Consider the following 15,112-nt stretch of genomic DNA (forward strand, 5'->3'; position numbering starts at 1 on the left):
GTCTATCATGTTAGACTTTAAACATTAATTATTTCGTACCCTTAACAATATCAGATCTAGGAAATACAAATGTAGACTTTCTAAATACTACTATTTTTTCTTCATGCCCAATTGCATATGCACGAATAGTGATAGGAATAGTTGTGTCTTTTCTATCGTTATCTACCAGCATCTCTGTAGTTCTCAGTACAACAATCTTTTTCTTTTTAATACCAGGAACTGCTGTAAACTCTTTAATAGGCTTAGCAATAGTAATCTTTCCTTCCATACCTTTTGGAGGGATTACCTCAAAATAAAACTTCATCTTTTGGTTCTCAGTATTTTGTAGTAAAAACTCATATGCATTTTCAACTACAAACTTTGAATCTGGCATCTGCTTAACATCATATAAACGCGTCTCTTTGTTGATATTTAAAAGCATATGCTCTTTTGTACTACCCATCATTCCAAGAATAACCATAAGACCAACAAGAAGAATAGCGTATGCTAAAACTTTAGTGCGGAAGTATTGAGTTTTACCTTTTTGATCAACTATCTCATAATCACTTGACCAAGTAACCAAAGATGGTTTTCCAAGTTTACCCATAACCGTTGTACAAGCATCTACACACTCTAAACAGTTAATGCACTCTAGTTGAAGGCCTTTTCTAATATCAATATGAGTAGGACAAACTGTAACACAACTCTCACAAGCTGTACACTCTGCATGAGGTTCTTCTACTTGAATATCTTTTTGTTTAGTAAAAAGTTTATTATGATGCTCATCATAAATATGACCACCTCTATGCATATTGTAAAGTGCCATAACTGTATGATCATCATATAAAACTGATTGAATTCTAGAATAAGGACAAACATAAATACAAAAGTCTTCTTTTAAAAAGACTATGTCGTATACAAGAAACAGTGCTATCCCGATAACAGAACCAAATAGAGTCCAGTGATTGTCAAAATCCATAATATAAACAAAAAAGTCTTCAGGCGGAACAAAAAACCATAAAAAGTCAGCACCAGCGATTAGAGCAAGAACGGTCCAAAGTAAAATTGCTATTGCTTTTTTGACTTTGTTTTCAGCTTTACTCATATCTGGCTCTAGCTGTTTATTTTTAATACGTTTGCGAAGACCTAGTATTTTCGTCTCTATCAAGTCTCTATAGATTACACGAAAAACTGTTTGAGGACATACCCAACCACAAAAAACACGACCACCTACAACGGTCATACCAAATATTCCTAAAAACATCAGCATTAGTAAAAATGGCATTAAATATAACTCTTGCATATCAAATTGTATAAATGCAAGGTGTAACTTCAACTTATCAAAACTTAGAAGAAAGAAGTGATTTCCGTCTACTGTTATCCAAGGTAAAACTAAAGCTATTACAGTAACTATTATATATAAATAATAGCGTTTAATTCTCCACGCATTCGGTATTTTAAAACTGGAACTATCTGTACTCATCTGAACTCCTATAATATTAATAATAAAAAATCAATAATATCTTTGTATTACTTAATTTTGTCAAGATTTTGTCAAAGTATAGCAAATAGTAGTTGAGTTTAATATTAGTTAATTGTTATAATAATTATAATAATAGCAAATGTAGAGGAAAGTAAGCTTTTTAGCTTACCTCATCTACCATATTATCTAAGTGATCAAATAGTTGTTTTGAGTTTTTCTCAGCACTTGTAAATGCTTCAATAATTTTCTCAGCATTTTCAACTAGTCCGCCGCCAATTAGTGCAGGAACATTTCTAACACTCTCATGAACAGCTTTGTGTGGTACATCAATTTTACTGTATGATGCAGTACCAGAGAAGACATCTTTACCTTCTCCTGTATACCATTTGCCAAATCTACAAGTAGTATGCTGTGAGAAAGTATGCTCTTTGTTATTTTTAAATACTGACTCATAACCACCAAGTTTAAATACAATGTGATCAAGTTTAGCAAGATTCACAAACATCTCATTAGAGATTTTTTTGTTGGAGTATTGAATATCATGTGCACCATCAACCAGAGTATATAGACTCTCATTAAAACTGCTTAGCTTTTCTAATGAAATTGATATTTCTCCATCCATTACTTCTGAAAACTCTTGCATTGCAGCAGAGTTTTGTTTAAGCAGGTTAATATTCACCTCTACTTCACTTGTGGCTTTTTGTGTTCTCTCTGCAAGTTTACGAACTTCATCGGCAACAACTGCGAATCCACGTCCATGTTCGCCTGCACGAGCAGCTTCAATAGCAGCATTAAGAGCGAGCAGATTTGTCTGGTCTGAAATATCTTTTATCAGAGAGATAACATTCGTAATCTCATTTACACTGTTGTTAAGCTGATCAGAGTTTTCTCTGCTCTCATGCATTTTATGAGATATGTTCTCTAGTGACTCTCCCATTTGAGCAGTTGAATCTTTAACATCTGAAACAGTACCTTCTGTCTGTGCATTTTTCTCATTGATTATTTGAAGAGAGTCCATATTTCTAATCAGTCCCTCTTGCACCTCTTTTACGCCTGTTGTTGCACCTTCACTTAAAAGATCTGTAAGAGATAAAGTCAGCCTATTTTTCTCTAACTGTATTTCATTTTCTTTAGAATGTTTCTCTGAATTTTCTAAACTCTCATTTGCAGCCAATATAGCTTCATATGCAGTCTCAAGAGTATGATTTGCAGCACTCTGTATAGAAGAGATCTCATCTCCGCCACTTTGAGAAATCTTTTTTGAGAAATCTTTTGAAGAGATAATATCATCAAGTTCTTCTTTAAACTTTGAAATTCTTGAAGTTAAACCCTTTGCAACAACAGTGCCAAAACCTAAGATAAAGACCATAATTACTATATTGATAATTATGTTTATCATCAGACGCGTGTTAGCTTGACTTTTTAGAGAATCTACTTCTTCTAAGATTCCTTTAGCAAGATGGTTTTCAACTTTTTTAAGAAGATTGATCTTAGCTGTAATAGTTTTAAACCAGTAAGAAGCATCTACACCAAAACCACCATCCATATGGGAAACACCAATAGCTCTCATTCTCTTAACTTCTTCTACCGCTTCACCGACAAGGGTATTACTGCAAAAGTCAGAGTTTTCTTTTGAAGCCAGAAACATATATCTACTCATATAAACATCTTGCTCACTCATAAGCTTAATAAACTTAGCATAAAAACCTGGAGGAAAAGAGTCTTTTGCAAACGTACCTGTCATTACAGCTCTCTCTATTCCAGCTCTCTCCTTTGAATAAAGATAGTTTGCAAAAGCGTTTAAAGATGTACTCATCTTCTGATCAGAACTCATCTTAGCAATATATGCTATAGTGTCTAAAAAAGCTGAATTCATAGGTGTATAGTAACCAACAGCATCAGAAATTTTAAATTCTAAAGCACTTATTTTTGCTCTCTTTTCTTCTATTACTGACAACTTACTCATAGCATCTGACATCTGATTTTGCATCTCTTTTGGATACTTAGAAAAATCCATACTTCTATAGTAAGCTTCCATCTCGGAGCGAGTTGCATCTGTATCTTTTCTGATGTTTGGTAATTCTGTTACAAATTTCTTACCTTCAGAACCAATAAAACCGGCAGATGCTCCACGCTCTTTTTGAGTGTTGTGAATCATAGCACTGATTTTTGTAGCAAGAATAGTCGCCTCTTCTATCTTAGAAAGCTCTTGCACCTGTTGATAATTTTTAATCCCATTAATACTTAGTAAAATAAAAATAACTACTGCCGGTATAAAAACCATAAGTGTCATTTTTATCTTTATAGACATATTATTTAACATGATTACTTCTCCCTTGTTTTCATATACAAATGTTATATATTAATATATCATCAAATAAGAAAAAATTATTTGTCTCAGGTCAAGTATTTGGAGATTCCAAGCTCTTTTATAATCCTGGCTTAGTCTTATGTTTCATAAATATACAAAAAGCCTTTTTTATGTTCAACTTTGCTAAAATATATCTCAATATTCTAATATCAAAAGATTTTTATCATCATGACAACAAAACAATACATACTAGATACAATTAAAAAACGTCCACTCATTATTGATGGAGCTATGGGAACACAGCTGCAGCAACGTGATGACAAGATCTCGAAAGAGGCTTGGGAAGGCAATGAAGGTTGTAATGAACTTTTAAACGTTACGGCTCCCGAAGTTCTTAGTGAAATTTTTCATGCCTACCTAACTGCTGGGGCTGACCTTATCACGACCAATACATTTGGCTCATTCTCATGGGTTTTAGATGAGTACCAAATTGGTGACCGTGCTTATGAGCTTACAAAAGCTGGTGCAGAGCTTGTAAAGCAGGAGTGCGAAAAGTTCTCGACGCCAGAGCATCCACGCTTCTGTCTTGGTTCTGTCGGACCAGGTACAAAACTTCCATCACTTGGTCACATCACTTATGATGAGATGCATGAAGGTTATACCGAATTTTGTTTAGCTCTTATAGATGGCGGAGTGGATATATTTTTGCTAGAGACTTGTCAAGATCCTCTTCAGATAAAAGCCGCTCTTCACGCATGTCAAGAAGCTTGTCGTCAGAGAGAAGTAGAGATTCCAATGATGGTCTCTGTTACTATCGAGCTTAGCGGTACTATGCTTATAGGTACAGATGCCGCTACTATCGCAACTATTCTAGAACCTTTTGATATCTTATCTCTAGGGTTTAACTGCGGAACAGGACCTGAACAAGTTTTAAAACATGTAAAGACTCTGAGTGAAGTTTGGCATAAACCAATAAGTGTTCATGCAAATGCAGGTCTTCCGCAAAATCGTGGAGGTTACACTTACTATCCAATGGGACCTGATGAGTTCACAGAGCAACAAGAAAAGTTTTTAGCTTTTGATGGTGTCTCTTTCTTAGGCGGATGCTGCGGAACTACACCTCAACATATTCGTGCTTTGGTTGACAAGGTAAACTCTATCAGACCTAAGGCACCAAGCGGCTCACATGAGAACTCTATAGCTTCTCTTTTTAACACAACAACTCTTATGCAAGAACCAGCTCCTCTTCTTATGGGTGAGCGCTCAAACGCAACTGGTTCAAAAGCCTTTAGAGAACTTCTCTTAGCGGAGGACTATGAAGGGACTCTCTCTGTAGCTCAACAGCAAGTTCGTGCCGGTGCTCACGTAATAGACGTAAATGTAGGTTTTGCAGGACGTGATGAGACAAAAGACATGAATGCCGTCATGGGAATGTACAACCAAAAAATAGCACTTCCACTTATGCCAGACTCGACTCAAACTACTGGTCTTGAGACTGCACTTAAAAATATAGGCGGAAAACCTATACTAAACTCGGTAAACCTTGAAGATGGTGAACCAAAATTTGATGAAGTATGTAGATTGGCCAAAAAATTTGGAACAAGTTTAGTATGTCTTACGATAGATGAAGTCGGTATGGCAAAAACAGTTGAAAATAAATTGGCTGTTGCTGATAGAATTATTGACTTAGCAACTAACCGTCATGGTATTAAAAAAGAAGATCTGATTTTTGATGTTTTAACATTTACTCTCGGAAGTGGCGATGCAGAGTACTGGGATGCGGGTATAAATACCATAGAAGCCATACGTGCACTTCGTAAAAAACACCCAGAAGTTAGTGCTACTTTAGGATTGTCAAATATCTCTTTTGGACTGGACAAAGATGCCAGACCATATCTAAACTCTATGTTTTTACATCACTGTATCGAAGCTGGACTAACATCTGTTATTATCAATGTAAAACACATTATCCCTATAAATAAAATAAGTAAAGAAGATCAAGAAATATGTGATGATTTGATTTTCAACCGTAAACCAAACGGAGAGGCTCTTTTTAACTTCATAGAGCACTTTAGCACTAAAGAAGCGATAGATAATGATGTAGAAGATGCAGCTTATCTAGCAATGAGCGATGAAGAGAAGATTGCAAAGCTTCTTATGGATGGCGATAAAGAGAGAATGATTCCTTTAGTTGAAGAGGCTCGTAAAACAATAGCACCTGAGAAAATTGTAAATGAGATTCTTATAGATGCCATGAAAGTTGTCGGTGAGCTTTTTGGTTCAGGTCAGATGCAACTGCCGTTTGTTCTTCAAAGTGCTGAGACTATGAAAAAGACTGTTGATCACTTAAATCCATACTTACCAAAAGTAGAGAAAACTGTAGATACGACTCTTGCACTAGGAACTGTAAAAGGTGATGTTCACGATGTTGGCAAAAACCTTGTTGACATCATACTCTCAAACAATGGTTTTAAAGTTCAAAATCTCGGTATTAAAGTTGAACTGGAAGATTTCGTACAAGCTACAAAAGATGGTCATATCTCTGCATTTGGCATGAGTGGTCTTTTAGTTAAATCAACTCAGGTAATGCAAGAAAACCTAAAGGCTTTAAAAGCTGAAGGTATTGATATTCCTGTTTTACTTGGAGGAGCCGCTCTTACTCGTACTTTCATAGATGACTTCTGTCGTCCTTTTTATGACGGTCCTATTTTCTACTGTAAAGATGCCTTTGACGGTGTTACCGCCATGAGTCGCATCGAAGCAGGTAATCTTGACACTGACCTTCATGGTAAAGATGCAGAAGAAAAAGTTGTTAAAGAGAAAAAAGAAATTATCATTCCACCGTTTAAAGAACTTAAGATGCCTCCTCGTGATGTGAAAGTTCCGACTCCTCCATTTTGGGGAAGACGTGAGATGAAACTAACAACTACACAGATTGAGATGGCATTTGAATGGATCAACCATAAGATACTTTTCAAATCTCGTTGGGGTTATAGCTCTAAGGGAATGACAAAAGAGCAGTACCAAAAACAAGTCGATGAAGTCATCATGCCTGCGTATGAAAAACTAAAAGCTCAGTTTTTAGATGAGAAACTTTTTGAGCCTACTATCATTTATGGTTACTGGCCATGTAGAAGTGATGACAACACTCTTCTTATCTTTGATGAGAGTGAAGGTTATAACTCTAGCGACGAAGTTAACACTGAGCATCTAGAACATGTTATGCCAAGAGCTATCAAACAGTTTACTTTTCCAAGACAATCAAAAGCACCTCACCGTGCATTGAGTGATTTTTTCCATCACGATAGACATGATGTTATAGCACTAACATGTGTTAGTGCTGGTGGTAAACTGAGTGATGCAGAACGCCTTATCTACGATGAGGGCAACTATACTGAGTATTATCAGTTTCATGGGCTTGGAGTTGAGTTAGCTGAAGCGTTAGCGGAGATAGTTCATAAACAGATAAGACTTGATCTTAATATTTCAGAAGGGGAAGGAAGTAAACTAAGTGATGTTCAGATGAATAAGTATCAAGGAAGCAGATACTCGTTTGGTTATGCGGCTTGTCCAGACTTAGAACTTAACCGTCCTCTATTTGATCTTTTAAAACCTGAAGAGTTTGGGATTGAACTTAGTGAGACTTTCCAGATTCATCCGGAACAATCAACAAGTGCATTGGTTGTTTATCATCCAAATGCGACTTATTACAACGTATAAATAAAAAAAGAGAATCAAGTGTCTCAAGCTTGAGTCTCTTTTTTAAGATTGAAGTTTACTTTTTAATAGTGTGAATATAGTGTGAAATTTAGCTGCGTCTTCTATAACTCAGTGCCTCAAGCAGGTGATTCTTTTTTATGACTTCACTAGAATCTAAGTCAGCAATAGTCCTCCCTACTTTTTGAATTTTTTTTATACTTCTAAATGAAAGAGTAAACCTAGCTATTGCCATATCCAAAGCACTCTGCGCTTCGTCGTCCAGAATACAAAACTTTTCAATATCAGAATCACTTAGTTTTGCATTAAAACTATCTTGTCCTCTCTTTTTAGCAAATATATGCGACTCAACCACTTTTCTGTGTAACTCTTTTGACGTGAAACTAGCTTTGTCATCTGCTTTTACATTTTGCATCACTACATTCATATCTATTCTATCTAAGAACGGATCTGAAAGTCTGTTTTTATATCTTTGAATCTCAAGCTCGTTGCATCTACACTCCAGATGCTCATTTAGAAGATTTCCGCATGGACAAGGGTTCATAGCTCCAATGAAGAGAAAATCACTCGGATACTCTACTTTAGAGTTTACTCTAGAGATTCTTATGCGATTATCCTGCATCGGTTCTCTAAGTGCTTCAAGTATATTTTTTGAAAAGTGAGGAAGTTCATCGAAAAACAAGATGCCATTATGCGCTAAGCCTACTTCACCTATCATCGCTTTATGAGAACCACCTCCAAACTGATGTGTCAACCCTATATCATACAAAGAATATAAAATTCTAAGCAGCTATTTCATTTTGTAGCATTAGCTCTTCAAACTCAACTGGAGAATAATTATTATTTGAGCTATGCATTCTTTGCCGATTATAATAGACTTCTATATATTCAAATATAGATTGATTAGCAGCAGCCTTAGTCTCATAAATTTCATGATGTGTTAGTTCAGTTTTTAATGTGTGAAAAAAGCTTTCTGCAACCGCATTATCCCAACAATTACCTTTTCTACTCATACTTTGAATAATATCATTTTCTGTTAATAAATCTTTGTGAGAGTATGAAGCATATTGACTTCCTCTATCGGTATGCCATATCAAGCCTTTTGGTGGCTTCCTACTCTTTAAAGCCATAATGAGAGCATCATTAACTAAATTAACTTTCATATTATCATCCATTGACCAGCCAACAATTTTTCTTGAGTATAAATCTATAACAGTTGCAAGATAAAGCCATCCTTGGCTTGTTGGTATATATGTTATATCTCCAACATATTTTTTATCAGGGGCAGATGCATAAAAATCTCTATTTAAAAGATTAGGTGCAATGGGTAAGTTATGATTTGAATCAGTTGTACTAATTTTAAACTTTTTCTTTTTATTGGCGATAAGATTTAAATCTTTCATAATATTACCAATTCTTTTTCTTGAGATAACAAGCCCATATAATCGTTCTAACTTATCCTTTAACCGTCTTGTGCCGTATTTACATCTACTCTGCATAAAAGTAGTTTCTATCAGTTCATTAAGTTTTTTATCCACTTTTTTAACTACACAGCCAGTTCTAACCCAATGATAATAGCTTGATAGATTCACTTTTAAAATTTTACACATTATATTTATATTGAAGCTCGTTTTATTATCTTTTATCCACGCATACTTTACTGAACTTCTTTTGCAAAGTATACTGCTGCCTTTTTTAATATATCACGCTCTTGTCTAAGGAGTTTGGTTTCTCTTCTTAATCTTTTATTCTCTTGTTCTAAAGTCTCTTTAGGAGATTGAGCTATCGGTTTAGTTGTATCTTGGTTTGTCTTTTTGTATTCATTCATCCAGTTATAAATTGTCTTAGGATTTACATTTAAATCTTTAGCAATTTTTAGAACTGAGTCGCCACTGTTTAACACCAACTGTATTGTTGAATCTCTAAACTCTCTTGTATACTGACTATTTTTCATATTTTCTACTCTCTTCATACTTTTATTTTAGCTTAGACTTATTTAATTTCTAAGTATGAATAAGTGTAGCCACATCAACACCCACTGGTCATCTGTCGCACAGCGCCAGATAACAAGCGGGAGGAGCAAGCAACCATTGCAAAACCTAAAGGTTTTTCAACGGCAGTTACTCACCCGCGCCCCCGTTATATGAAGAATAAGATTGGAGTTTAACTTGAAAAGAATACTTTTTATACTACTTATAAGTCTGGAAATATATGCTGGCACACAAATGTGCAATTCTGGAACGGTCATTAAATTACTTAGTGATGACAATCAAGGTAGCCGTCATCAAAGATTTATACTAAAACTATCATCTGGACAAACTTTATTAGTTGCTCACAATATTGATTTAGCGCCAAGAATAAATTTAATAGAAAAAGGTGGTTTCATAAAGTTTTGTGGCGAATATGAAAGTAATGCCAAAGGTGGAGTTGTGCATTGGACACATCATGATCCAAATAATCGTCATGTAGGTGGTTGGCTAGAATATAATGGTAAAAAGTACGAATAACATATAATAAATTATCTAACACTCCGTTTTATCATACTTCTTATACGTTCAAATAAAAATGGTAAAATATAATCATAAACATACATATGAGGTTTAACAAGTGAGTATATTTGCCCTACAATCACCGGCGGGTGGTTTTTTAGATGAAGATCTAAAACGCTTTAATAAGGAGTTTGATGACTGGTGTGTCCAGTTTGACAGCTTTGAAGATGCTAATATTATTGCACAAAGTCTTGACAAAAAAAGAACTGCAGATGTTATTGAGATTACACCACTTAGTTACCCAAAGTACTTTTTTCACACTCTAAAAGGGATCATACATGCAACAAGACAAATCGAGGATAAGATTATATGCATTGTTGAGCCACATATGGGTCAAAACTTTCGCATCGCAGTGTGTGATTTAACTACAAAAAATGTAAGAATTACAAATACCAGCTATAAAAATGTACTGAGCGTAGAAGGTGCATTTGCACATTTTGAGATATAAAATAAAAAGATATAATAAAACTTTGTAGCCAATATATGAACACAAAGGATTAGGTTAAAACTATGAGAATCTTGTGCATGGACTTGGGTCTAATGGTTCTAAAAGTTGGGATGCGATTAGTGATGAGTTTGCAAAACATTACCACATCGTCACTTTTGATTTACCTGGATTTGGAGAGTCTCTAGTCCTGTTTGATGTGCCAGCATCTCCTGAATCCTATTCTGGACTTATTATGAGGATTGTTTCTATATATGCAAAATCGAAAGTCATTTTTGTTGGTCATTCAATGGGAGCGGCTATTGGTCTACGCTTCATAAGCTATAATCCAAACGTGGTAGACAAAGCAATTTTAATTGATGCCGCAGGTATCCTGCAAAAAACTGCCTACACAAAGTTTCTGACTAAAATAGCTCAAAAGAAAAGCCCTGATAATAATCACCAAGCGAAAACTTCCGCCGTCAACACATTAAACACGTTCACAGATATATGGGTAGAAATGTTTGATACATTTTCATCTATCAAAACTATTAAAACTCTTTTCCAAGATAATATGGACGCACAGATTGCAATAAATCTAATAGAAACTGATTTTACTGATGACTTGAAAAATATTCAAACCAAAACACTGCTTATCTGGGGTGAGGATGATCATGTTGCCCCTCTAAGGACTGCAAAGATGCTCAATTTTCATTTAAAAAACTCAAAGCTTATCGTACTGTCTAACGGCGGTCACACTCCTCGTATTAAAACACCAAAAGAAGTCGCAACAATTGCAGCAATGTTGAGCTTAAAAATGTCAGTGCTCGCAGTATTGAACTCAATAACACTGTAGCATCTTTAGAAAATGTAAAAATAGTTTCCAATCAAACGGGGCTTACTGCAAACGAGTCTAGTGTGATGAGTACAAACATGGTAATTGATGCTTCTGTAGGCATTCATACCAACGAGTCAAAGTTGGATTTAGCAGGAACAATCATCAATTATAAAATAGATCCAATCAACGGCTCAGGCAGTTTGATATATTGGTCCACAAGCTTTCAATCAAAAAACGGACAGCCAACTAAAACTATCCACAGAAAACAAATTCTACATTAAATACTAATAGAATCTATTTAGAGCTTTTCTTCTCTTTTTGCATTCTTTTATACTCTTTTTCAAACTTTTTTCTTCTAGCGTATGAGAGTTTATCTATAAAAAGTATGCCTTTTAAATGATCTATTTCATGCTGAATAGCTACACTAAGTAAGCCGTTTGCTTCAAGAGTCTTTGTATTTGCATCTCTGTCTTGATAATTTACAGTGATATTTTCAAATCTTATTATATCTTCATAAAAACTAGGAACACTCAAGCAACCCTCTTGATAAACAATCTCCCCGTCTTTTTTTACAATAATAGGGTTTACCATCTCAATAAGGTTTTCTATTGGCTGTTCACCATCTTCTTCTGGAATGTTTAATATCAAGACTTGTTTAGGGCGAGCAACTTGAATAGCTGCTAGGCCAATACCATTTGTTTTAACCATAATAGGATACATTGCATCTAGAAGATCATGCAACTCTTTGTCAAATTTCTCAACTTTTTCAGATATCTGCTTTAATATCTTATCTGGATATTCTACTATACTTAAATTCATCTATCTGCTGTTACTCTTTTTCTGTATTTTGTGCTGATCTCTGTCTCAATGAAACTGCAAAATCTATTTTTTTATCACTATATGCTTTTTCAATTCCATCCATAGCACTTACCACTATCTCTTCAACTGTGTAAAGAGTAGCAATATCAGTAATACCGATAGAAATTTTTAGCTGTATCTCACGATCTGCCAAGAAAAAGTTAGAGTTTGAAACCAATTCACAAAGTCTTTCACTAGCTTTTAGTGCACTCGGTATATCTGTATGTTTTAGAAGCATTGCAAAAACGCCATTACCATAGTGAGCTACCGTATCACTTCTTCTTGAAGTTTTCAGTAAAAGTCTTGCTATAGTTCTGGTCATTAAAGTAATTGCTTTTTCGTTGCTAACACTGTCTTTTAACTCACGTGATAGTTCTATCATGATAAGTGAACTTTTGTGTTTAAACTCAGTAATAAGCTCTACTTCTTGCTCTATTTTTGTCATTAAATAACGTTTGTTATAAACGCCAAATTTATTATCAAAAATAGTTTCATTCTCTACATTTTTTACTATCTTTGCTGTTTCATCGTAAAGAGTTTTCATTTGTAAACTCTGTTTTTTCAAGATACTATTTAACTTCGAGACATCACCTTCTAAAGATGCGGCTATACTGGCAGCAGCTTGAATCTCAGTGTTTGCTTGAAGTTCTTTTTTTCTTTTATCAAGAATTTTTGTCATTAGTGCCATGTTTTTGTAAAGGTTGGCAGTAACGCTCAAGATGCTTTTTACAGATCCAAACCCTTTTTTCAAACTCTGCTCAAGCATGATAGTGTTTTCATCATCATTGCTCTCTTCGAGTTCAAGCATAGACTGAATCTGTTTACGAAGATTTTCACTCTTGTCTTCTAGAAGTCTATCAAAATAGAGTGAAAAATTATTTGGAGTAGGTGGCAAGTTATCTGAGATAAGAGCACTAAGTACCTCTTTAGAATATATTTCTAAGTCACTAGTAGGCTCATCCATATCTAAAGCGGCAACAATTGGTTCATTTGTTGCATTAACATCACGACGATTTCTACTTCTTAAAGATCCTGCCATATTATCCCCTTACTCTTTATCGTTTTTAACTAAAACCTCATCAATCATACCATACTCTTGAGCTTCTGAAGCACTCATAAAGTTGTCACGATCGGTATCTTTTTCTACTTTTTTAACACTTTGACCTGTGTTCTTAGCCAATATTTCGTTTAGCTCAGCTTTCATACGAAGAATCTCTTTAGCTTGAATAGCTATGTCTGTTGCCTGACCTTGAGCACCACCAAGAGGTTGATGGATCATGATACGAGCGTGAGGAAGAGCATATCTCTTACCTTTCTCACCAGATGAAAGTAAAAATGCACCCATAGATGCGGCTTGTCCTATACATATAGTAGTTATATGTGGACGTATATAGTTCATAGTATCAAAAATAGCCATTCCTGCAGTAACAACTCCACCAGGAGAGTTTATGTAGAAATAGATATCTTTCTCTGGATCTTCTGCTTCAAGAAATAGCATCTGTGCAACTATAGAAGAAGCTACGGCATCGTTAACTTCTCCGCTTAGCATAATAATTCTATCTTTTAAAAGACGAGAGTAGATATCATAAGAACGTTCTCCACGACCTGTCTTTTCTACTACATAAGGAATATAACTCATACTTACGCTTCTTTTATCTTTGAGTTAAGAAGTTGGCTAAGAACTTTATCTTCAACCATTGACATCTGTACTGCTGGAATATAACCAGCATTTTTATACTGCTCATAAGCTTTTTGAGGGTCTTGACCCATTTGCATTGCTTCATAGTAGATAGTCTGCATTACTTCTTGTTCTTCAACTTTAACATTTTCAGCATTAGCTAGTGCATCAATAATAAATGTAGCTCTTACACTTCTCTGTGCATCTTCACGGAAAGTATCACGAAGCTCGTTTAATTTCTCTTCACTATCACGAAGTTCTTGAATCTCTTCTTCACTCATGCTTTGAGCTTTTCTGTTTAATGCCATATCAATCTCTTGATCTACAACAAACTCTGGAAGGTCAAATTTAATATTTTCAACAAAATTCTCAAGAAGAGCTGGTTTTAAGTCATCATTATAAAGTTTTGCCAACTCTTCATTCTCAATTTGAATTCTAACTTGCTTTTGTAGTTCTGCTAAAGTTGCATTTTCATCACCTGGAAGCATTTTCTTAGCTAACTCATCATCGATTGCCACTTCATCTTTAACTTTGATACCATTAACTTTTACTTTAAATGAAGCAGCTTTACCAGCTAATTCTTTACCACCATAGTTTTCAGGAAAAGTTACTTCGATTACAACTGCTTCATCTCTTTTTACGCCGATTAGTTGGTCTTCAAACCCTGGGATAAACTGACCTGAACCTAAACGAAGCTCGAAATTCTCAGCAGTACCGCCTTCAAATACTTTACCATCAACAGAACCTTCAAAATCAATAACAGCAGTATCGCCATCTTTCATTTTACGGTTTCTTGCAACTTCTATTAATGGAGCTTGAGCTTCTGCTAAGTCTTTGATTCTTTTTTCAACAGCTTCATCACTTACAGCTGGCTTATCAAACTCTTTAATCATTGAAGAATAATCACCAAGCTCTATAACAGGTCTCATAGCAACTTTAACTACTACTTCAATTTTGTCATCACTCTTGTCAAATTTAGAAATATTTGGTTCACCAATAAGTGCGTCATTAGAAATATTTAATTCTTCTAACCCACGAGCTAAAACATCACGAAGAGCTTCAGCTTCAGCATCTTGAACAAGTCTTTCACCATATTGTTTCTTAACAATAGCTACAGGCACTTTACCTTTACGAAAACCTTGAATACTAGCAGTTTTTGCTAATTCTTTAGCAATCTTTTCTAAGTTAACATCAATAACTTCTCTTAATATTGTCGCCTCTATAGTAGCGTTAGCACCGTCTATTTTATTTGATTTGATTTCCATCAATTTCCTT

Annotated in this window: 13 protein-coding genes and 2 pseudogenes; 4 read left to right on the plus strand and 11 right to left on the minus strand. The window is 35.0% G+C overall.

Annotated elements, in window-relative coordinates; genetic code table 11:
* Window positions 1–28 precede the first annotated feature (28 nt).
* The 4 genes and pseudogenes from ccoG to SMGD1_RS15155 all read right to left on the minus strand — a co-directional run.
* Window positions 29–1,462, minus strand: a complete 1,434-nt coding sequence (ccoG, locus tag SMGD1_RS05920; protein WP_008337033.1) for a cytochrome c oxidase accessory protein CcoG — start codon at window positions 1,460–1,462, stop codon at window positions 29–31.
* A 160-nt stretch (window positions 1,463–1,622) separates the two neighbouring features.
* On the minus strand, window positions 1,623–1,967 hold the full coding sequence (locus SMGD1_RS15145) for a CZB domain-containing protein (RefSeq protein ID WP_394357044.1): 345 nt from the start codon (window positions 1,965–1,967) through the stop codon (window positions 1,623–1,625).
* A 66-nt stretch (window positions 1,968–2,033) separates the two neighbouring features.
* Window positions 2,034–2,861, minus strand: a pseudogene (locus SMGD1_RS15150) (methyl-accepting chemotaxis protein); the annotation flags it as partial.
* A 57-nt stretch (window positions 2,862–2,918) separates the two neighbouring features.
* A pseudogene (locus tag SMGD1_RS15155) lies at window positions 2,919–3,785 on the minus strand (nitrate- and nitrite sensing domain-containing protein); the annotation flags it as partial.
* A gap of 216 nt (window positions 3,786–4,001) precedes the next feature.
* Here SMGD1_RS15155 and metH point away from each other — a divergent pair.
* Entirely contained in the window at window positions 4,002–7,493 is a 3,492-nt protein-coding gene (gene metH / locus SMGD1_RS05930) for a methionine synthase (protein ID WP_008334954.1), read from the plus strand.
* An 88-nt stretch (window positions 7,494–7,581) separates the two neighbouring features.
* Here the strand turns inward: metH and SMGD1_RS05935 are convergent, their stop codons facing one another.
* Genes SMGD1_RS05935 through SMGD1_RS05945 form a run of 3 tightly spaced genes read right to left on the minus strand, consistent with a single transcriptional unit; the run spans window position 7,582 to window position 9,462 of the window.
* Window positions 7,582–8,244 carry an ATP-binding protein gene (locus SMGD1_RS05935; protein WP_241761447.1) on the minus strand — a complete coding sequence of 221 codons (663 nt, stop codon included), beginning with the start codon at window positions 8,242–8,244 and terminating at the stop codon, window positions 7,582–7,584.
* 28 nt (window positions 8,245–8,272) lie between these two features.
* Window positions 8,273–9,190, minus strand: a complete 918-nt coding sequence (locus SMGD1_RS05940) for an IS3 family transposase (RefSeq protein ID WP_139064117.1) — start codon at window positions 9,188–9,190, stop codon at window positions 8,273–8,275.
* Window positions 9,148–9,462: a transposase gene (locus tag SMGD1_RS05945; protein ID WP_008340464.1), complete on the minus strand. Its 315-nt coding sequence runs from the start codon at window positions 9,460–9,462 to the stop codon at window positions 9,148–9,150. The genes SMGD1_RS05940 and SMGD1_RS05945 overlap by 43 nt, the downstream gene beginning before the upstream one ends.
* 253 nt (window positions 9,463–9,715) lie before the next feature.
* Between SMGD1_RS05945 and SMGD1_RS05950 the strand changes: the two genes are divergently transcribed.
* The 3 genes from SMGD1_RS05950 (at window position 9,716) to SMGD1_RS05960 (ending at window position 11,319) form a co-directional block, all read left to right on the plus strand.
* Window positions 9,716–9,997 (plus strand): DUF3465 domain-containing protein, encoded by a 282-nt coding sequence (locus tag SMGD1_RS05950; RefSeq protein WP_081444044.1) that lies wholly within the window; start codon window positions 9,716–9,718, stop codon window positions 9,995–9,997.
* A gap of 100 nt (window positions 9,998–10,097) precedes the next feature.
* Window positions 10,098–10,487: a hypothetical protein gene (locus SMGD1_RS05955; protein ID WP_008336234.1), complete on the plus strand. Its 390-nt coding sequence runs from the start codon at window positions 10,098–10,100 to the stop codon at window positions 10,485–10,487.
* A gap of 73 nt (window positions 10,488–10,560) precedes the next feature.
* Entirely contained in the window at window positions 10,561–11,319 is a 759-nt protein-coding gene (locus SMGD1_RS05960) for an alpha/beta fold hydrolase (RefSeq protein WP_008335564.1), read from the plus strand.
* A gap of 276 nt (window positions 11,320–11,595) precedes the next feature.
* Here SMGD1_RS05960 and def read toward each other — a convergent pair whose 3' ends face one another.
* Genes def through tig form a run of 4 tightly spaced genes read right to left on the minus strand, consistent with a single transcriptional unit; the run spans window position 11,596 to window position 15,102 of the window.
* Window positions 11,596–12,120, minus strand: coding sequence for a peptide deformylase (def, locus tag SMGD1_RS05965; protein ID WP_008336157.1), 525 nt, complete (start codon window positions 12,118–12,120; stop codon window positions 11,596–11,598).
* A gap of 10 nt (window positions 12,121–12,130) precedes the next feature.
* Window positions 12,131–13,198 carry a GGDEF domain-containing protein gene (locus tag SMGD1_RS05970; RefSeq protein WP_008335071.1) on the minus strand — a complete coding sequence of 356 codons (1,068 nt, stop codon included), beginning with the start codon at window positions 13,196–13,198 and terminating at the stop codon, window positions 12,131–12,133.
* 9 nt (window positions 13,199–13,207) lie between these two features.
* The gene (gene clpP, locus SMGD1_RS05975) at window positions 13,208–13,798 is read right to left on the minus strand and encodes an ATP-dependent Clp endopeptidase proteolytic subunit ClpP (protein ID WP_008335160.1); all 591 of its coding nucleotides are present in this window, start codon (window positions 13,796–13,798) and stop codon (window positions 13,208–13,210) included.
* A 2-nt stretch (window positions 13,799–13,800) separates the two neighbouring features.
* Complete coding sequence (tig, locus tag SMGD1_RS05980; protein ID WP_008336776.1) at window positions 13,801–15,102, minus strand: trigger factor; 1,302 nt, start codon at window positions 15,100–15,102, stop codon at window positions 13,801–13,803.
* Between the last annotated feature and the right edge of the window lie 10 nt (window positions 15,103–15,112).

Origin of the sequence: Sulfurimonas gotlandica GD1 (assembly GCF_000242915.1) — a bacterium.
GTDB lineage: Bacteria > Campylobacterota > Campylobacteria > Campylobacterales > Sulfurimonadaceae > Sulfurimonas > Sulfurimonas gotlandica.